The 19,899-nt window shown below is 55.6% G+C and carries 18 protein-coding genes; 8 read left to right on the forward strand and 10 right to left on the reverse strand.

What is annotated here, in order from left to right:
- Positions 1–3: 3 nt before the first annotated feature.
- The 7 genes from bamB to rlmN form a co-directional block, all read right to left on the reverse strand.
- Positions 4–1,191, reverse strand: coding sequence for an outer membrane protein assembly factor BamB (gene bamB / locus MJ923_RS14030; protein ID WP_240591639.1), 1,188 nt, complete (start codon positions 1,189–1,191; stop codon positions 4–6).
- Positions 1,192–1,202: 11 nt separating this feature from the next.
- Positions 1,203–1,823, reverse strand: a complete 621-nt coding sequence (locus tag MJ923_RS14035; protein WP_240591640.1) for a tetratricopeptide repeat protein — start codon at positions 1,821–1,823, stop codon at positions 1,203–1,205.
- A 37-nt stretch (positions 1,824–1,860) separates the two neighbouring features.
- Positions 1,861–3,135, reverse strand: a complete 1,275-nt coding sequence (hisS, locus tag MJ923_RS14040) for a histidine--tRNA ligase (RefSeq protein ID WP_240591641.1) — start codon at positions 3,133–3,135, stop codon at positions 1,861–1,863.
- Positions 3,136–3,274: 139 nt separating this feature from the next.
- Complete coding sequence (gene ispG / locus MJ923_RS14045) at positions 3,275–4,393, reverse strand: flavodoxin-dependent (E)-4-hydroxy-3-methylbut-2-enyl-diphosphate synthase (RefSeq protein ID WP_240591642.1); 1,119 nt, start codon at positions 4,391–4,393, stop codon at positions 3,275–3,277.
- Between the two features lie 26 nt (positions 4,394–4,419).
- Positions 4,420–5,463 carry a RodZ domain-containing protein gene (locus MJ923_RS14050; RefSeq protein WP_240591643.1) on the reverse strand — a complete coding sequence of 348 codons (1,044 nt, stop codon included), beginning with the start codon at positions 5,461–5,463 and terminating at the stop codon, positions 4,420–4,422.
- Positions 5,460–6,248 carry a type IV pilus biogenesis/stability protein PilW gene (gene pilW, locus MJ923_RS14055; protein ID WP_126167533.1) on the reverse strand — a complete coding sequence of 263 codons (789 nt, stop codon included), beginning with the start codon at positions 6,246–6,248 and terminating at the stop codon, positions 5,460–5,462. Before pilW ends, MJ923_RS14050 begins: the two co-directional genes overlap by 4 nt.
- A gap of 32 nt (positions 6,249–6,280) precedes the next feature.
- Complete coding sequence (gene rlmN, locus MJ923_RS14060; protein WP_240591644.1) at positions 6,281–7,402, reverse strand: dual-specificity RNA methyltransferase RlmN; 1,122 nt, start codon at positions 7,400–7,402, stop codon at positions 6,281–6,283.
- A gap of 149 nt (positions 7,403–7,551) precedes the next feature.
- On the opposite strand from rlmN, the gene MJ923_RS14065 reads away from it, so the two are divergent.
- A complete protein-coding gene (locus MJ923_RS14065) occupies positions 7,552–8,616 on the forward strand; it encodes a CNNM domain-containing protein (RefSeq protein ID WP_126169490.1) in 1,065 nt (354 codons plus the stop codon).
- 47 nt (positions 8,617–8,663) lie between these two features.
- Complete coding sequence (locus tag MJ923_RS14070) at positions 8,664–10,385, forward strand: bifunctional metallophosphatase/5'-nucleotidase (RefSeq protein ID WP_240591645.1); 1,722 nt, start codon at positions 8,664–8,666, stop codon at positions 10,383–10,385.
- Here the strand turns inward: MJ923_RS14070 and MJ923_RS14075 are convergent.
- Positions 10,382–11,386, reverse strand: a complete 1,005-nt coding sequence (locus MJ923_RS14075; protein ID WP_240591646.1) for a GNAT family N-acetyltransferase — start codon at positions 11,384–11,386, stop codon at positions 10,382–10,384. The two genes, MJ923_RS14070 and MJ923_RS14075, sit on opposite strands and share 4 nt — an antisense overlap.
- Positions 11,387–11,475: 89 nt before the next feature.
- On the reverse strand, positions 11,476–11,688 hold the full coding sequence (locus MJ923_RS14080) for a DUF3820 family protein (protein ID WP_240591647.1): 213 nt from the start codon (positions 11,686–11,688) through the stop codon (positions 11,476–11,478).
- 438 nt (positions 11,689–12,126) lie between these two features.
- On the opposite strand from MJ923_RS14080, the gene MJ923_RS14085 reads away from it, so the two are divergent.
- The 6 genes from MJ923_RS14085 to MJ923_RS14110 all read left to right on the forward strand — a co-directional run bounded on the left by MJ923_RS14085 (position 12,127) and on the right by MJ923_RS14110 (position 18,125).
- Entirely contained in the window at positions 12,127–12,870 is a 744-nt protein-coding gene (locus tag MJ923_RS14085; protein ID WP_126167538.1) for an AAA family ATPase, read from the forward strand.
- A gap of 19 nt (positions 12,871–12,889) precedes the next feature.
- Positions 12,890–13,201 carry a CopG family transcriptional regulator gene (locus tag MJ923_RS14090; RefSeq protein ID WP_240591648.1) on the forward strand — a complete coding sequence of 104 codons (312 nt, stop codon included), beginning with the start codon at positions 12,890–12,892 and terminating at the stop codon, positions 13,199–13,201.
- Between the two features lie 324 nt (positions 13,202–13,525).
- Complete coding sequence (locus MJ923_RS14095) at positions 13,526–14,965, forward strand: ABC transporter substrate-binding protein (RefSeq protein WP_240591649.1); 1,440 nt, start codon at positions 13,526–13,528, stop codon at positions 14,963–14,965.
- Positions 14,965–16,719: a GGDEF domain-containing protein gene (locus MJ923_RS14100; protein WP_240591650.1), complete on the forward strand. Its 1,755-nt coding sequence runs from the start codon at positions 14,965–14,967 to the stop codon at positions 16,717–16,719. Before MJ923_RS14095 ends, MJ923_RS14100 begins: the two co-directional genes overlap by 1 nt.
- 78 nt (positions 16,720–16,797) lie before the next feature.
- Positions 16,798–17,622, forward strand: a complete 825-nt coding sequence (locus tag MJ923_RS14105; RefSeq protein WP_240591651.1) for a M90 family metallopeptidase — start codon at positions 16,798–16,800, stop codon at positions 17,620–17,622.
- Positions 17,623–17,660: 38 nt separating this feature from the next.
- Positions 17,661–18,125: a nuclear transport factor 2 family protein gene (locus MJ923_RS14110; RefSeq protein WP_240591652.1), complete on the forward strand. Its 465-nt coding sequence runs from the start codon at positions 17,661–17,663 to the stop codon at positions 18,123–18,125.
- 66 nt (positions 18,126–18,191) lie between these two features.
- On the opposite strand, the gene MJ923_RS14115 is transcribed toward MJ923_RS14110, so the two are convergent.
- Positions 18,192–19,658, reverse strand: coding sequence for an HDOD domain-containing protein (locus MJ923_RS14115; RefSeq protein WP_126167544.1), 1,467 nt, complete (start codon positions 19,656–19,658; stop codon positions 18,192–18,194).
- Positions 19,659–19,899 lie beyond the last annotated feature (241 nt).

Genomic DNA, 19,899 nt, shown 5'->3' on the forward strand with positions numbered 1-19,899 from the left:
GACTTAAGGAAGTACGATGCGGGCCACTTTGCCGCTGCGGCCCTGTACGTATATCTTACCATCGATAACCAGCGGCTGGCTGTAAAGGCCATCGCTGTCGATTTCGATACGACCGGCAATGCTGCCGTCGTTACGGTCGATAAAGTGCAGATAGCCTTCGAAATCACCTACTACCAGGTAGTTACCTACCACGGCTGGCGAAGTCAGCTCGCGATTGGCCAGCTCGGAATTACTCCACAGCTCCAGGCCGTTGCGACGGTCTACCGCGTAAATACGGCTGCTGTCGCCCACCAGATACAGCTGCACGCCACTGGCCGCCAGCTCGTTGAAGCTGGAGTACTTGCGTGACCACAAAATACGGCCTGAGCGCATTTCCATCGCCACCAGGTTGCCGTTGTAGCTGACTGCATACAGGTTTTCACCTACTGGCAGCGGCGTCATATCCACGTCGGCCATGCGGCTGAATTCGTTACCACCCTTGGGGGTGTAAATGGCTTGTTCCCACGCGGCCTGACCGTTGTCTTTGATCACCACGGCTACTTTGCCATCGGCGGTACCCACAAAGAAACCACCGGCCTGGAATGCCGCCGAACCTGTGCCGCGCAGGGTCAGGTTAGGCAGCGCGTTTTCATAGCTCCAGCGCTTCTCGCCAGTGTCTACATCAAACGCATCCAGTGAACCCGAGCTCGCGTTTACCACCACAGTGTTGTCACCAACCGCAGGGGCAGACAGCAGTTCGCCGGAGGCCTGAGCACTCCAGACTACTTCGCCGGTTTCGGCATCAAGCGCCGCCAGCAGGCCACTTTCGCCACCTACAAACACCTTGTTGCGGGCTACTGTGATACCAGCCGCCAGCCGGGCACCTTTGTTTTTACCGAGCAAGCGGTCTTTAAACAGGTTGCTGAAATCCGCTTCCCAAACCTTGTTACCGGTTTCTTCTTCGAACGCCACCACCAGACCATCACGGTCTGCAACAAAAATCTTGCCGTATTCCACCGCAGGACGCAGGCGCGAATAGTAGTCGCCTACTCCATCACCCACACTGGTGCTCCAGTTGACTTCCGGGAATACGCTCGCATTGAGCTCTTTCAGTTCACTGACCGGCTCTTCTTCCACATCGTTGGAAGAACAGGCAGACAGCACGGCCAAACTCAGGCCAGCGGCCAGCAGGTTTTTACACCAAGACTTCATCGGCGAATTCCTTATGCCTGGTTCAGGTTATCCAGCTTCATTTTCAGCAGTGGGCTGACGGACACGCCGCCCTTGTCCATTGCGGCCTGATAGGCAGCCTTGGCTTTATCGGTTTCACCCTGACGAGCCAGGATGTCACCCTTGATTTCGTCACGCTGGGCATCAAACGCAGGGTCGTTCACGGCTTCCAGGGTAGAAAGCGCAACCGCTTCCTGACCTTGCTCAGCCTGAATACGCGCCAGACGCAATGCAGCTACGCTGCCCAGTGAACCAGCATCCTTGGCCGCAATCACCTTTTTCAGTGACTCTTCGGCCTTGGCGTAGTCTTTGGCTTCAACGGCGCTTTTGGCGACCATCAGCTCGATAAGCAGCTCGTAACCTGCCTGGCTGTGATCAGCTTTGAAGCTCTCAGCCGCTTTGAGCAGCGCCGCTTCATCAGCAAGGTTAACGCTCAGCTGCTGATAAGCCACAGAGGCGGCTTCGGCCTTGGCCACTTTCATATCGGAATAGGTGTTCCAGCCGTACAGGCCACCCAGGCCAACCACTGCACCCACCACGATGGAGGTACCGTATTCTTTCCAGAAGCTCTTGATGGCCTCTACCTGTTGTTCTTCTGTGCTATAAATTTCCACGCGCACGTCCCCTTGTAATCCATCCCCGTCGAGGGACTTAAATCAATGCGTTGATTGCTTCTGCCAGGGCCTCACGGGCCACCAGCTGTTGTTCGTTATCGTTGCGAAGTGGCTTGATGGCCACCTTGCCCTCGGCCAGTTCATTCTCGCCGATAATCAGGGCTACCGCCGCGCCGCTCTTGTCGGCCCGCTTAATCTGTTTCTTGAAGTTACCGCCACCGCAGTGGTTCATGATGCGAACCCCTGGCATGGCCTGACGCAGCTCATTGGCGATGGCAAAGGCCGCTGGTACACAGCTGTCACCCATGGCGGTGACATACACATCCACGGCCGCTGGAACGTCGTTGGCGAGCTCCAGGGTTTCGAGCAAGAGCACAATGCGCTCAAGGCCCATGGCGAAGCCCACCGCCGGGGTATCTTTACCGCCAAGTTGGCCGACCAAACCGTCGTAACGACCGCCAGCAAGCACTGTGCCCTGGGCACCCAGGCTCTCGGTGACCCATTCAAACACAGTCCGGTTGTAATAATCCAGCCCGCGAACCAAACGGGGATTAACCCGGTATTGGATGCCAACGGCGTCCAAGAGTTCACACAAAGTGGAAAAATGTGCTTTGGTTTCATCACCCAGGTAATCCATCAGCTTGGGCGCATCGGCCAGCAGGGTCTGGATCTCAGGATTCTTGGTGTCCAGCACCCGCAGTGGGTTGCTGTACATTCGGCGTTGGCTGTCTTCATCGAGCTTGTCTTTGTGCTGCTCGAGGAAGGCTATCAGGGCGTCGCGGTAAGTGGCGCGCTCGGCACTGTCACCCAGAGTGTTGATTTCCAGAGTCACATGCTCGGTCAGCCCCAGTTTTTGCCACAGCATGTTGGACAACATCAGCACTTCGGCATCGATGTCGGCGCTGCCGATACCATAGACTTCCACCCCAAACTGGTGAAACTGGCGATAGCGGCCTTTCTGGGGGCGCTCGTGGCGGAACATCGGGCCTGTGTACCACAGACGCTGTTCCTGGTTGTATAGCAAACCGTGCTCGTTACCGGCGCGAACCGTCGAAGCGGTGCCTTCGGGGCGCAGGGTCAGGCTGTCGCCGTTTCTGTCCTCGAAGGTATACATTTCTTTCTCAACGATGTCGGTAACTTCGCCGATGGAGCGCTTGAAAAGATCGGTGCTTTCCACGATGGGGGTGCGGATTTCGCTGTAACCAAAGGCTGCAACGCTCTCACGCAGAACGCCTTCGAGTTTTTGCCACACGGGAGACTGGGTTGGCAGAATGTCATTCATTCCGCGAATCGCTTGGATCTGTTTTGCCACTGTAATCGACTCGTTGGATAGCTTAAATATCAATAATTCAATCTGTTGGCTTAAAGCCACCAGAGCCTTTTTGCCGTCTTGGCGACAAAAAAGCGTTCCGCATTATAGGGGGTTGGCGCCCAAAGGTAAAACCGCGACCTCAGTCGCTGCCCGCGTCTTTGACCGGGATCCGACTTTCCATCAACGCAGCACGGGCACGGATTTTGGTTTCAAGGGCATCCACCAGGTTGTCGTTGTCAAAACGCTCTTTCTGACGCACGCCATCTTCGTACACGCCACTCTTCTTATGACCTCCGGCCAGACCCAGATGAGATACCAGGGCTTCGCCGGGACCATTCACCACACAGCCGATGATGGACACATCCATGGCGGTGGTTACATCTTCGAGACGACGCTCAAGTTCATTCACGGTGCCAATCACGTCGAACTCCTGACGGGAGCAAGACGGACAGGCGATAAAGTTGATACCACGGGAGCGAATGCGCAGGGACTTGAGAATATCAAAACCGACTTTGATTTCTTCCACCGGATCGGCCGCCAGCGAAATCCGCAGAGTATCGCCAATGCCTTCGGCGAGCAGCATCCCAAGGCCTACTGCGGATTTAACCGCACCGGCACGGGCGCCACCGGCCTCGGTAATCCCAAGGTGCAGCGGCTGCTGAATTTGCTTGGCAAGCAAACGGTAAGACTCAACCGCGAGGAATACATCAGAGGCCTTCACGCTCACCTTGAACTGGTCGAAGTTGAGGCGATCGAGGATATCCACGTGACGCATGGCCGATTCCAGCAGCGCCTGGGGCGTGGGTTCCTTGTATTTGTCCATCAGGTCTTTTTCAAGACTGCCGCCGTTAACACCGATGCGGATGGGAATATTTTTGTCGCGGGCGCAGTCGACCACGGCGCGAATGCGCTCTTCGTTACCGATGTTGCCGGGGTTAATGCGCAGACAGTCCACGCCATATTCGGCCACCTTGAGGGCGATACGGTAATCGAAGTGGATATCGGCCACCAGCGGCACCTGTACCTGCTGCTTAATCAGCTTGAAGGCTTCGGCCGCATCCATGGTGGGCACGGACACCCGCACTATGTCGGCGCCCACTTTCTCCAGCGCGCGAATTTGCGCCACCGTGGCCTCGACATCCGTGGTACGGGTGTTGGTCATGGACTGGACGGCGATAGGCGCACCATCACCAATGGGCACATTACCCACGTAAATCCGGGTGGATGGGCGACGTTTAATGGGGGTCTCGTTGTACATGGTCAAATACTTCTTATGCCTTGCGTTTAACCGTTTTTGGGCAGGGTGAAGCGGGCCACCTTGCCAGCAGGAAACTCATCGAGGCCCACGGCCTCACCGTTGAAGGTCACAGTCACAGCCTGGGGTGCACCAAGGATCAGCTTAAATGGCGCCTTGCCACTGAGGCTTACGGCCTGTCCGGCCTTGCGAAGGTCAGCCAGCAGCACCTTGCCGGAGGCATCTTTTACCTGGATCCAACAGTCGGCGCTGAGGGCCAGCTCAACCGACGCCTGACCTGCTGCGGGCGTGCTCTGCCCGGCTTGGGTATTCTGTGCATCCACGGAAGCCGCGTCAGTGGCCGGATTTGTCTGGGCGCCAGAGTCACTCGGTGCCTGGGTTGATGTCTGAGTCTGAGTCTGAACCTGAGCCTGTTCAGCGGCAGCAGGTTCGCCAGCTTGCACCTGGGCTGCAAGCTCCTGTGCACCCGATTCATTTGCGAGCAGATCACTTGCAGGCTGATCATTTGCAAGCGAATCATTTACCGACTGCTCTGCAGAAGACAAACGGCGCTCTTCAATGGGTATTTGTCCCATGGACGCAGTTTCAGCGCTGGAAGCCGCAACTTCTTCGGCAGTAGGTTTGGAGAAATCCACCCCGGCACTGTTGAAAAACTTGCTGGTTTGCAGCCACCAAAACACCATCAGCGCCAGCAGAATAATTATGACCAGCCAGGTCACCATCTGGTAGCGGCTGTCACGGGCCTGACGTACAGTTTTGCGGGAAAAGCTTTGCATGGTTGGCTGACTGACGCCGGGCGCCTGGCGGGCGAGGCAGGCTTCAACCTGCTGCTTATCGGCCTCAACAATGCGGGCAAAGTTTTTCACGTAACCGCGAACATAGGTGGTTGAGGAGATATTGCTGAAATCGTCAGCTTCGATGTCTTTTACGATGGAGGGCCGTAAATGCAAAGCCGTCGCAACATCGGCGACGGACATGCCCCGCGCTTCGCGGGCGGCCTTGAGGATAACACCCAGACTCTGCTCGGGAGCCTCCTGGGGTTCCGTTGAAGAAGCGTTCAATTCTTCGCTCATTGATTCAAACTGGCCCGATATGCTTTGGCTTCTGGTGAAGCAGGAAATTTGGCCAGCAGCAAAATGCCATAACGGCTGCTGGCGTCGGTATTATTCAGTTGGCGCTCGATTTCCACTCCCAAAGCCAGGCTCTGGGCCGACTGGGGAACCACGGTATGCAAACGTTCAAGCGTTTGTTTGGCCGCCAGGTAATCCTGGCTGTCCAGGGCAATTTCTGTCAGTTCCAACAGGGAGGAAGCGCGCCGTGGGTCATACTTTAGCGCCATATCAAAGTAGTGTCGCGCTTTTTCTATGCGGCCCGCATCACGGCTGCAAATGCCCAGGTTTTCATAGCTCGACGCGGTGCGGGTGTAATTGGGCTGCTCTATGGCCTTGAGGAACATCTCTTCGGCTTCGTCAAAACGTTTTTGCTGGCACAGAAACACGCCGAAGTTGTTCATGGAGTCGCCGCTGGCATCGCTCGAGCGAACTGCGCGGCGGTAAGCCTCTTCGGTGCGGGGCACATCACCCACGGTTTGATAGAAGTAGGCCATGGCCACATGCACCTCTTCAAGCTCAGGGGCGTAGCTCATGGCTTTGTCGAGGTTGAACTTGGCCTGCTCCATGTTGCCGCGCTGCAGATACATCAGCCCAAGCTGAGTCCGCTCTTTTGCGGCGCCCACCTTATCAAACTTGCGCTCGGACACCGGAATGTCGGTGCCCGAATAGGTTTGTTCGGTGACGCAACCTGTCACGCCCGCCGACAAAACCAGGATCAGAGATAAGAAGGGCAATCCTTGCTTCATGTGCAAACCTATTAATCTGTGCAAACAATGAGTTATTTCATTGTGACTGAAATCTGACTTTCTTGCATGCGTTTTTTTGTCAAACGCTTGGTGCGATCGCGGATATCACCGGCCAGCTGACCACAGGCGGCATCGATATCGTCGCCACGGGTTTTACGCACAATCACGGTCAGATCGTATTCCATCAACACCTTGGCAAAACGGTCGATACGGGAGTTCGACGAGCGGCCATAGGGTGAACCCGGATAGGGGTTGAATGGGATCAGGTTGATTTTACAGGGAGTATCCTTCATCACCTGCGCCAGCTCATGGGCCTGATCTGTGCTGTCGTTGATGTGGTCGAGCATCACGTACTCGACAGTCACGCGGCCACGGTTGGCGTTGGATTTTTCCAGATAGCCACGGATAGAGGCCAAAAACTGCTGCAGCGGATACTTTTTGTTGATGGGCACCAATACATCGCGCAGTTCATCGTTTGGCGCATGAATACTCACCGCCAGCGCCACATCAATCATGTCGCCAAGCTTATCCAGCGCCGGCACCACACCGGACGTCGACAGGGTTACCCGGCGCTTGGACAGGCCAAAGCCATAATCGTCCAGCATGATATTCATGGCGGGCACCACGTTGGCCATGTTGAGCAGAGGCTCACCCATGCCCATCATCACCACGTTGGAAATCGGGCGCTCGCCGGTTTCTTTCTGGAAGCCCAGGAAATGGGACACACGCCAGATTTGACCAACGATTTCACCCACGGTCAGGTTACGGTTAAAGCCCTGCTGCGCCGTAGAGCAGAAGGTACACTCAAGCGCACAACCCACCTGGGAGGACACGCACAGGGTCGCGCGGTCATCTTCAGGGATGTAGACGGTTTCCACTTCCTGGCCCTGACCCACGTTAATGGCAAACTTAATGGTGCCATCGGCGGATTTTTGGTAACTGGTAATTTCAGGCGCAACGATTTCACAACGCGCCTCAAGCTTGCCGCGCAGCACCTTGTTGATGTTGGTCATCTCGCTGAAGTCGCTGACACCAAAATGATAGATCCATTGCATGATCTGCTGAGCCCGAAAGGGTTTTTCCCCCATTTCAGTCAGCAGCGCTTTCAGTCCCTGTAAATCCAGGTCCAGCAAATTGATCTTCTTTTCACTCATCAGACAAACCTCAAAAACCAGTTATTCCCACCCGGGGGGTCGCGAATTATACCGATGCAGCGACAATTTCGCCAGCAGCCAGACGAAGTCTGTGTTACCATTGCCGCCGGTCAATATTGGCCTATGCGATGGAGTTGTTTGTACCTTATATGGTCACCCTCATTATTATCATAATCGTTGCCGTTGGCGTGTCCTTTCTGTGCAGCGTATTTGAAGCCGTTCTGTTATCCGTCACCCCAAGTTATATTGCCTCTCTCGAACAGGATAACGCCGCCGCGGCCAAGCGCCTGCGGGCTCAAAAAGATAACGTTGAAGCGCCCCTGGTGGCGATTCTCACCCTGAACACCATTTCCCATACCGTGGGTGCAGCCGTTGCCGGCGCCCAGGCCGCCTATGTATTTGGCGATGAAATGTTGGGCGTGTTCTCAGCGGTACTGACCTTCATCATTCTGTTTTTCTCTGAAATCATCCCCAAAACCATTGGTGCCAACTACTGGCGCAGTCTGGCGCCTTCGGTAAGTCTGGCGCTGCTGTGGATGGAGCGAGCCACCCGACCGCTGATTTGGATGTCGCAGCAAGTCACCAAGCTGCTGGGTAAAGGCGAAGAAGGCCAATACATACGTCAGGAAATGAGCGCCATGGCGCGCATGGGCCATGAGTCCGGCGAACTGGATGCCCAGGAGTCGCGGATCCTTACCCAAATTCTGTCGGTAAAAGAAATGCCGGTCACCGCCATCATGACGCCGCGCACCGTGATGTTTTCTGTGCCCATGAGCATGACCCAGAAGGAGTTTGTCGAAAAGTATATCGCCAAGCCCTTCAGCCGCCTGCCGGTGTATGGCGTCGATACCGACGATATCCAGGGTTTTGTAAACCGTACTGACATTCTGCTTGGCGCCCACGATGCGCCCGATGCCAATCTCGCCAGCATCAAGCGCAGCCTGCTGGCGGTGCCCGAAACCGCCAAGGTATTACCGCTGCTGGAGCTGATGATCAAACGTAACACCCAAATTGCGGTGGTGGTTGATGAATACGGCTCAGCCCAGGGTTTGGTGACCCAGGAAGATATTATCGAGTCCATGCTGGGACTCGAGATTGTCGATTTGAACGATCCGGCTATCGACATGCAGCGCCTGGCAAGACAGTTGTGGAAACGTCGAATGAAGGACAAGGGCATACGCCTGTCGGACGACCAGGACAACGAACAGCAATAATCCCCTGCCCGGCCTGAAGCCGGGCAAATTTTTTATAAGGTTTTTCTTTGCGGACTTCTCCCTACACACTGCGACTGGCACATATCAACGATTGCCACAGTAATTTTGACCCTGTGTCGCTGACGCTTAAAGTCAGTGGCGCTGGCGAGCCCATCAAGGTTGCCGCCCACAGCGGCGGCTACGGCCGTCTTGCGACTGTGCTTGCCAATGCCCGCGCCGAGGCCGAGGCAGCAGATACGTCCTTTTTGTTCCTCCATGGCGGCGACACCTTCCAGGGCACTCTCTATTTCAATGAATTCCGCGGCAAAGCCAACGCCAGATTGCTCAACCTGCTAAAACCCGATGCCATAGTGCTGGGCAACCATGAAATAGACAGCGGTAACGCACCGCTGCACCGCTTTATCGAAGCCATCGATTTTCCGATGCTGGCGGGCAACATGGATTTATCCGCAGAAGACCCTACCAAGGGCTTTGCGCTGGCAACCCTGAACAATCTGCTGTACTACGATAGCCAGCGCGGCTGCGCCCAGGAGCTGAAAAAGCCACTTGGCGATAAACAAATGGCAATTGTCGGCATCACCCTCGACCAGATGCAGGTGATTGCCAGGCCCGATCCCGACACCCAGTTCAGGGACGCCATCGACACCTGCCGCGCGACAGTTAACGCGCTGAAAGCCGATGGGATCCATCATATTCTGGTGCTCAGCCATCTGGGGCTGGATGGCGATCGCAAACTGGCCGCTGCGGTGGATGGCATCAGCCTGATTGTGGGTGGCCACAGCCATACCCTGATGGGAGATTTCGCCAATCTGGGTTTGCCCTGCGTGCCCTGGGGCGAGCGGATTAATAACACGCCTATTCTCCACGCCGGTAAATACGCCGAAACCATAGGTCTTGCCGAGATTAGCTTCGATGCGCAGGGACGGGTGACCGCACTGGATGGCGGCAACTATTTGATGCTCGATGAACACCCACTGGTGGACAATCTGAGCGCAGAGCTTAGAGCCGAGGCGCTCAATCAATTGAAGGCGCATCCGGGGATCCTCTGGTGTGAGGCCGAGCCCGGCATTCAGTCGATAATCGATAAAGAGTTCCGTCCGGCCATTACCGCCCTGGATCATCAGGTGCTGGCTATGGTGCCGCGGGAACTTATCCATACCCGGCTGCCGAGCAAATCCCTGCCCCACGGCAGCGAGGTGGCCCCTTGGGTCAGCCGGGCCATGTACGAAGAAACCCGCATTCTCGATGGTGCCGTGCAGTTTGCGCTGCACAACGCCGGCGGCGTGCGTCAGTCCATGAGTCAGGGAAAGATGACCCTGGCCGACGTGCTCGGCCGCCTGCTGCCATTTGAATTGCCGCTGGTGAAGTACGCCATCGAAGGTCAATACCTGATTGAAGCCTTGGAGTCGGCGATTAACAGCGCCACCAACAACAGTGTTATCGGTACCGGCGCAGGGAGTTTCCCTTACACCTTCGGGCTTAAATACCACTACGATGGCAGACGGCCTCAGGGCGAGCGGATCCTGTCGCTGACCCTGTCTCAGGGTGGCCTGTGGGTGCCGGTGGAAGCAGGCAAGGTGTACGTGGGGGTATCGACGGCCTACACCGCATCGGGGAAAGAGGGCTATCAGGCGCTGTCACTGTGCCACTGGCAGGAGCCGGTGCCCGATCTCACCCTGCCGGGCGCCTTTATCCGCTTTATTGAACGTCACGGTGGATTTGCCGAGGAGATGCTGCCGCAACTGTCCTACATCAGTCACCTGCGCTAAAGCGGCTTGTCCATACTGAAGTTCACCAAGATTTCGCCGTGACGGGGATGCTCGTTACGGCGAATTTCATTAAATCCCTGCTTTAAGAAGAAGGGCCTGGCGAAATAGGATGCTTCGACGGTCAGCAGTTTGACTCTGCTCGCCCGCGCCTTTTGCTCAAGCGCCCGATACAGTGCGCTGCCAACACCGGTGCGGGCCAGCCCCGGGGCGGTAAACAGGCAGTCAATTTCAGCTTCGCCCGGCTGTTTTGGCAAAAGATTGATAAAGCCAACCAGCCCATCGTCACTGCGGGCAACCCACACCTGGGTCGGTGCCAGGCGCGCGCTCCACACCGCATCACTTCGAATGGCAGGCGACCAGGCCTTGCGCTCAGCCTCACTGTAAAACTCGCCTGCCCCCTGCACAGCGTGGTGAAACAGCCGCGCAATATCGGGCACATCGCTGGCCTTCGTGGCATCCACATAAAAAGCAGGCTTGAACGATAACTGAAAGCCTTCAAACACCTCGGCAGACTTTTGCTGATAGCTACGGCCATGCAACGTAAAGCCGCAGCGCTCGAATACCGCTTTGGATACCCGGGAGGCGTCGGTGCTGAGGCGGGCAATCCCAAGCGCGGGCGCTGCATTGATTAATTGCCGAACCAGCTCAGTGGCAATGCCCTGCCCCTGGTATTGCGGCGCAACATATAAGTGACTGATGTAACCGCGCTCCTTGAAGCGAAGCTCACAGGCAATAAAGCCCACAGGCTTGCCATCAACACTTGCCCAGCAAACATAGCTGCTGGCCAAACGGGCGCGCCAGTAGCGCCAGTCTCGCGCGCAGGCGCTCCAGGCTCGGCACTGAGCATCACGGTAGTGGACACCGGCAAGTGCAGCGACAGCGCTGTGATACAGGGCGGAGAGCTGTTTCAGGAGAGCGGTCTCAAGCGCTACTGTGCGGCGGCCCACACCCGATATTGGCAATGAAGTTACTGTGGCCGAAGCAGCGGCGAAGTCAGTCATGGCGATTGAATACCAAATGAATGTGGGAAGAGATTAGGGGCAAAGGTTACCACCGGAAAGCCAATTGAGGCCGGCAGTGCACCGCCAGGTCAGTCATCCAACAGTGGCCTTAACATGGCTTCCAGGCCGTTGAGCTTGACCTCATACACCAGCGCCAATTCCTCCCCCAATCGCCCTTCTGGAAAGCCATTGGACTTAAACCACACCAAATAGGGCTCAGGCAGTTCAAGCAAACGTCGCCCGGCATATTTTCCGAAGGGCATTTTTCGATTTATAGCAACTTTCAACAGCTTGGGATCCATGACTTACACCATCAAGCACCTTTTGGGGGCCTAAGCCTACCAATGCAAGCCAAGTTGTTGCCACCACCTGATAGAACATTTAGCTATTAACAATTAGACATTTAGTTAAATTATAGAATATACATACCTTAGCATTAGCCCAAAGCGACCAATCGACACCCAAAGGTCCAGGGTTCGCAACCAAAGAAATACAATTAACAGTTTGTTTGTAAAGGTTTTTACCAAATTGTTATTAGCAGCCCAGTGCTTATGCCGTTTTTTTGACTAACACACCAAAAGCGTCAGAGTTACGTCGCCGCGTCATTTTTAAAAAAGCGTCAAAAATCAGGTAATTGACCCACCAACCCTCAGGACTTAGATTGGCCTTACCGTAGAGTGTGCGATAGCGATTCTGTCGCGATAAGTCTAAGCCCACAGGCGAAATAAAGGGGTAAAACGATGATTATTCTGGTCGGCGGCGAAAAAGGTGGCAGTGGCAAAAGTTGCCTCGCCCAAAACATCGCGGTGTTCCTCACCAAAGAATGTGGTGGCTCCGTCATCATGGTGGATTGTGACCCGCAGCGTACCACCTCAGATTGGATCCAGGCCCGTAACAACAACCCCAAGTTGCCGGCCATCAACTGTGTCCAGCTTTACGGCAAAATCCGCAATGACTTGCTGAGCCTGGAGCAACACTACGACTACGTGATTGTGGACTGTGGCGGTCAGGACAACCTGGCACTGCGTGCGACCATGTCGGTTGCCTCTCACATCCTGATGCCCCTGCGCCCCAAGCGCCGCGACCTCAAGACAGTGAGCCACATGGACGACGTGGTTGCCACCTGTATGATGATCAACCCCAAGATGCGCGCCACCTTCGTTATCACCCAGTGCCCCACCCTGCCAAGCCAGGGCAGCCGCATCATAGAAGCGAAAGAAGTCTGCCGCACCTACGATATCAATGTGCTGGATGCCATTACCTACTCGCGCAACATCTATGATGACAGTGAAGAGTCCGGTCTGTCGGTGATTGAAATCGAGCCAAAAGGCAAAGCGGCCGATGAAATCCGTGCCATTGCCTGTGAACTGCTGCAGGCTCGCGATGCCGCCGAAGTGCGCAATCAGTTGCAACAAGCTCAGATAGGCAAGATGAGAGGTCAATATGGGTCTGGCAGATCTCAAGAAAAACTCTACGCGGTCTAACGCGCAGATGCAGCTGGCGATGTCCATCGATGACTTCATCGATGGCGCCAATCGCTACGCCATGGGTCTGCCACAGCAACGGGGTGCGGTGATTTCACTGGAAGAACTGCGTCATCGCGGCGTTGCCAATCAACTGGCAGAGCCCCGCCGTACACCGCCGTTTCGCAAGGCCACCTTTACCTTGAGCGAATCGGCAATTGCACATCTGGCAGAAATGGCGACCGATTGCGACATCGCCAAGTCCAAACTGATGCGCTATTTAATCGAATATCACTACCAACTGAGCCCGGAAGAGCGGCAGTTGATAGAGCAACAACTGAAAATAGATTAAGGAAGCGGTACACCGGCGGCCGATAAAGAACCAAGGGTTTGCCTCTTCCTGATGCCTGAGCCGCACAGTGTTTCACCCGAAAATAAGCACTGTGCGGTTCCCCCAAACTGCGTTAATCAATCTCCCACCCTCGTTTCTGGCAGCATGGAAAGACCTTTTTGTCCTTGAGCTGCCAGTTTTTTTATCCAGCTCTCAGCCTACGTCTGGTATTTGCTGCCTCAAGAGTACATAATTCGCTAAAAAAACAGGGAAGGTGAAAGTATTATGCCTCCCATCGTCTTACCGAACGAAACATTCGGAAGTTTCTGTAGGACCAGTTAACAGATGGCACTTTTCACTAAGATTGGCGGCATGGGATTGCTGCTGAGCCTGGTGTGCAGCCCATTATGGGCCGACTTCTCCCTGGATCAGATCCCTCCCATCAAAGATAAAACCCCCATCACTCTGGTGGCCGAAACCGGCTTCTGGACCGACTATTTGCGCGAGCAAATGTTGCCGGCATTTACCCGTCAAACCGGTGTGCAGGTGCGGGTTGTCAGCACCCCTTTGGATGATATGTTTGCGCTGCAGCAAGACTCGCTGCAAACCGCCAAAGGCAATTACGATCTACTGACCATGGAAGCGGGCTGGGCAAAAGAGTGGGCCGCCAATGGCTATACAGTGCCACTTGAGGAGCTGGCCAATCTGTACGATCCCGGCGGCACTCAGGCCATGAGCCACTATCTGGAGCCCTACTATCCGGCGCTGCTCAGTATCCTGTCATACCATGGCGAAGTGCATGCGATTCCCTATAACAACTATGTGATGGGCAATCATTACCGCCGCGATCTGTTCGAGCACCCGGACGAGCAGCGCGCCTTTAGCAAACGCTTCGGCTACCCACTGGCACCGCCGAGCACTCTGGCACAGCTCAGAGACATCGCTGCCTTTTTTACCCGCAAGGCCGGAGACAGCCTGGCGGGAAAGCGCCTCGACTACCCCTTTTACGGCGTTGCACTGATGTCCGGCGACAGACCGCATATCAATGATGAGTTCTCCGCCATGCTATGGAGTGAAGGTGACAACTGGTTTGCACCTGTTTATGAAAGCAATGGCGAAGTGCATCACTTTGATGTATCAAGAAATCTTGAAAAGAAAATCAAAGTCGCCGCCCTGTATCAGGATCTGAAACACTTCGCGGTACCGGCAGATGATAACTTCGCCTTCAATGAAGCCGCCGACGCCCTGGCCAATGGCCGCACCGCTATGTGGCCCTTTGCCTACAACAACCTCTGGTACAAGTCTGCTGCGGTCGAGCAGCGGATTGAGGGCGCCGTGCTGGATGTGGCGCAGGTGCCGGGCGGCCGTCCTTACGTGGGAGCCTATGCTTTTGCGGTCAGCTACGATAGCCGCAACCCCGAGGCCTCATATTGGCTGCTGAAATACATGGGCTCGTATCAGGCCCAATATCACTACGCCATGGGCGGCGGCAATCCCTGTCGCATGGACGTGGCAACCCATACTGACTTTCAAAAGCCCGAACTGAAAGCCATCGGCGGCGCTTTTCTGGCGAGCCATCAGGCTAACCTTGGCTGGGGGGATGGCGTACATAAGCTTGGTCATTTCACCAGTTCAGCCATGGGACAGATTTACCCCGAACTGGCCAAAAGTTGCTTTGCCGTGAGCCGCAATCCCGCCCGCGCCGGACAGTATTTCGGTGAGCTGAATCAGACTATCCTGCGGCTGCAAAACAGCTTCGGCGAAAAAGCGGCGCTGGAGCGATGATGACGATGCGACCACTGCAAAGCCTCAAGCGCAAGCTGACCATGGTGTTCTACCTCATTTTTTTGATGACGGTGGGTATAGGGTTTATTGCGGTGTCCCTGTCGCAGTCGCTCAAGCAACAGGTGGATGCCATGGTGGCGGGCGATCTGGAAGAAGTGCGGCTTGCCATGACCCAAATCCGTCAGGCCGAGCAGCTGCAAACCACCATCGCCAGGCTGCAAAACGTCACCGAAGAAAGCCAGCGCCATACCCTGCTGGGTGATTTGCAGGCCCAGTGGCTGTTACTGCAAAAAGGCACCCGCGAGCTGATTGAGCATCACCCGGACGATGCGCTGCGCACAGGTCTGAATCAGGAAGCCATGGCTCAGGAAGTGATGCTAGCCAAGTTGCCACGACTCGATGCTCTTACCAAGGAAGTGTTGCAGGCCCGGGCGCAGATGGCCAACATCACCCACAATCTGGCGGGTGTGCAATCGGGTTTCACCCGCGAGTACCGGGCAATACTGGATCAGCAGGACAGCAGCGCCAAGGCGGCACTCGACCAGCGGGCACTGCCACGGTTAAGCCAGGCCCTCGACATTCACCGTCAGAGCGCCGAATTCTTGTATTTGGGCGAGCGGCTGTTCTCCACCCTGCAGCGCACCACAGAACATTTGAGCAGTAATGAAATCAATACATTACAGCGACAGGGATTGCGTCAGCTACTCGAGATGGAGTCGCTGGCGCTAACCCTGACCGATAAAGACAAGGCAGCAAACTGGCTGTCGCAACTGCGCCACGAAATGGTGGGCAGTGATAACCTGTTCGAACTCGCCCGCAACCTGCAACGCCGCTACAGTGTGGCCTATACCCATCTCGAAGAACATGCTCTGCGCGCCCGTGCCAGCGCCGACTTTTTCCAGGACGAATTCAGACGCAAAGACGCCAATATCCAGGCCGCCGGGGTGGAATTGAAGCGCGATGCGGTGGCATTCCTGGTGCTGATAGTGGTGGCCGGCATTCTTTACTGCGGCTTTATCTGGCTGACCAACTGGCATTTTATTGCCAAGGGCATCATCAAGCCGGTAATCGCCACCCGCAACGCCATGAACGATATCGTCAACGAGAAACTCGATACCGAACTGCCCAAGGCCGATAACCTCGAATTGCAGCAAATGATGAGTTCGCTCGAGACCCTGAAAAGCTACGCCGCACAGGTGAAGGCCATCTCCGAAATCGATGGTCTCACCGGTATCCATAACCGGCGCTACTTCGATTTGCAGCTGGCCGCCGCCATGGCAACCCATCCCCTCGGCCACAGCAATCTTGGGCTGCTGCTGTTCGATTTGGACTTCTTCAAGCAGTACAACGACTGCTACGGTCATCTGGCGGGGGACGCCTGCCTCAAGGACGTGGTAAAGCAAGTTCGCAAGCTGCTGCCGGGCCGGGGAGAAGCCTTTGCCCGATATGGCGGTGAAGAATTTGTGTTGCTGCTGCCGGGCTCAGACTGGGGCAATCTGGTGGATATGGCCGAAAACATCCGTGCCGGGGTCGAGGCGCTGGCCATCCCTCACAGCCACAGTATGCAGGGTATAGTCACCCTGAGCATTGGCGGCGCCCTGTTGCCTGCCGATGTGCACAGCAGCGCCGCTGAGCTTGTAGCCATGGGCGACAAGGCCCTGTACCGGGCCAAGAATCGCGGCAAAAACTGCTCGGAAATCCTGGTCATGGCGCCAAATGCCCTGTCGGAAGCCACGGACTCACCGGCAAGCTGAGTCATTATCGCCCGCCCCCCTGCCCTTGATTTCCCGGCCGACTGACCCCATTCCTGAAAAAAACACCACAGGAATGCCATGACAGCGCTGATTATTGTGACCTTAATGGGCCTTGGCGCCATCCTTTGGATAGCATCAGGCCCAAGGCGCGCCCAATATCGCCGGCAGCAACTTGCCGACACCACCTTCCCCGCGCCTTGGCGTGCCATGCTGAAACGCAGAGTGTTTGCCTACGGCAGACTGCCGGATCATCTGCAGCAGGAGCTTCGCAGAAAGATACTGATTTTCCTGGGCGAAAAGCAGTTTATCGGCTGCAATGGCTTCGAAATCACCGACGAGGTGAGAGTCACTGTGGCCGCCCAGGCCTGTTTGCTGCTGCTCAATCGCGACACCGACTTTTACCCGGGTCTACGGCAAATTCTTATCTATCCCAATGCCTTCTACGTGGACCGCACCGAAAAGGATGCTGCCGGTGTGGTGTGGGAGCGCCATGCGCTGCTGTCAGGCGAGTCCTGGAGTCAGGGGCAGGTACTGCTGTCGTGGAAAGATATCGAAGAAGACTGCGCCCATCCGTTCGATGGTTTTAACGTGGTGATGCATGAATTTGCCCATCAGCTGGATCAGGAAGATGGCCGCGCCGATGGCGCGCCGCCACTGCCAAGCCGCGAGCGCTACCGCCGTTGGTCCGAGGTGATGCAAAAGGAATACGACGCCCTCTGCCGCGCCGCTGAATGGGGCGAGCAGAGCCTGTTCGACTACTATGGCGCCACCGAGCCTGCGGAGTTTTTCGCGGTGATCACCGAAGTTTTCTTTACCAAGGCCAGGGATTTTGCCGCGCTGCACCCGGCACTGTACCGCGAACTGGCCACATACTACCGGCTGGATCCCGCCGGATGGCAATGATATGGTGGCAAAAATCCGAAGCCCTAATAGATAACATCATGATAAACAAATCGCTTCTTATCGCAGCCCTACTGCTTTCCCCCTTCGCCATGGCGACTGACGAGTCTGAGGCAGGTGCCGTACTGGATGCCTTACACAGCCATGCCGCCAAAGCCGACTGGCCCGCGTATTTCGCCATCTATACCGACAATGCTGTGTTTATTGGCACCGCCGTCGAAGAGCGCTGGAATATGGACGAGTTTCGCCGCTACGCCACGCCCACCAAGGGGTGGGACTATCAGCCCAAATCACGCCACTTTATCGAACACGGCGATACTCTGCTGTTCGATGAAATCCTATACAACGACAAGTACGGCACATCCAGAGGCACAGGTGCCATGGTGAAAACCGCTAAAGGCTGGCAGGTACTGCAATACCATTTAAGCTTCCCGGTACCCAATGAGGTGGCAAAAGAGGTTACTCAAACCATTATGGCATTTGAGAAAAGCCAGCCAGGCCGCTGAGTGCTCAACGAAAATTCCAACTAAAAAAGCACCTGAGAAGGTGCTTTTTTAGTTGCGGAAAGAGCATCAGTGCCTAACGGACACCGAAAAACACACATTGGCCAGTTGGGTGAAATGGGTGAAGTTATCGAATTCTTCTTCACCAAAACTGCGGCCGGAAATCCCCCGGTCGGCGTAGAAGATACCAATCACCTTGCTGTCCACTATCATGGGCGCCAACATAAAACCGTGCTTGGCAAGCCGCTTTCTGAGCTGCTCATCGATGTTCAGACGCCAGCGGGGTGAGTCGGGCGAGTCTATCCACATCGGCTGCTTTAAATCCACTGCCTGGCGGAACAGATGATCGGGCTCGGTAATATCCACCACGAACTCGCGCTTGATGGTTTCGCTGTTTTCACCCAGCACAATCCGTGGCTGCAACATCTTGCGGCTTGGCGACAGCAACAGCACGGCGCAGGAGTCTACCCCTACCCCATGTAAAATGCCCTCAAGAGTAGTCTGCATCACCTGATTGATATCGGCCTTGCTGACGGCAAAACCGGTTAGCTCTTTGAGTTTTTTGAGCTGAATACCCACATCAGCCTCGCGCCAACGACCGGCACTGAGACTTTCCTGCGACTCAAGCAGCCGCTCAGGCTTGGGCAGGTAATCCACCAACACCTTGGCGCCATAGGCTTCGGCCAGCTTGTGGGTAGCGTTGGCGCACTGGATGGCTCTGTGTTTGAACTCTTCTGGCTTAAGCCCCATCATTTCGGCCGCCTGGCGTACCCGTTTCTCAAGCTCGGCATGGTCCGGATAGGTTTCAGACAACTCCTGCGACAACTTGTTGGCCACAAAAATCGCGCGGATCTCCGGAGTGCGTTCATCGGGGTTATTAAGCGACTTCATCAGCACTTCGCCAAGGCCCCAGTTACGGGCAATCCCCTGAGTGAGCTGACCAAAGCTGGTGCCCAAATGCTCTCTGACCAGGCCAAGCAGTGTCACAGGATCTTCAACGCCCTCCAGCGCCCTATCCAGCTCATTGGCCAGTGGTCCGCCCATACTCCAAAAGGCACTCTCACCCAGGTGATACAGGAGCGCGGCAATAAAGGCTTCTTCCTGCATTTCTTCGTCGTGGCCTGCCAGCATCATTCTGGCAAGCATGGCGGCCTGAAACGAGCGCGCCATCAGTTTCAAAAGCCTTTGGTACACACCTGGGGTGAGATTTTTGTTTTCCAGCAGGCTTGAGAGCAGTTTGGCGGTAATGCAGATATTACGGATGGTATCAAAGCCCAGCACCACTGCGGCGCGGCTGACTGTGGTGACCTGGCTGATGCCCTTGTTGTAGGTGGCACTGTTGGCAACCCGCAAAATACGGGAAGTGAGCGCATTGTCGTGCATTACACTGCGCCCGAGTATGGCCATGGAGGACACATCGTCCTTGGCCAATTTTTCCAGGGTTTTGACCGTTGAGCACAGCGCTGGCATTTCCTGCTCGCTGATCCGCTTGGTCCAGTAATCTACCCCTTTGGGTTCGTTGGCAATGCTCTTCAAGATAAAATCACATTAAATACACTGTTTTTCGATTATAGACAGGGATTTGCCCCTTAGGCGATACAAGTGCGTCAACTTTTGCACATCAGGTCAAAATTACGCCGCGCGCCGCCTCACAGGCAAAAAAAGGCGGCCCATGGAAGGCCGCGAAAACACAAGCAACGTGGTTTGAAACAACAGTAAAAGGGTGGGAAGTCTCTTCACTGGAAAAGCTCCGCGCGGCGCGTAGGAACACCGCGCG

The sequence above is a fragment of the Shewanella zhuhaiensis genome, from assembly GCF_022484835.1.
Lineage (GTDB): Bacteria > Pseudomonadota > Gammaproteobacteria > Enterobacterales > Shewanellaceae > Shewanella > Shewanella khirikhana.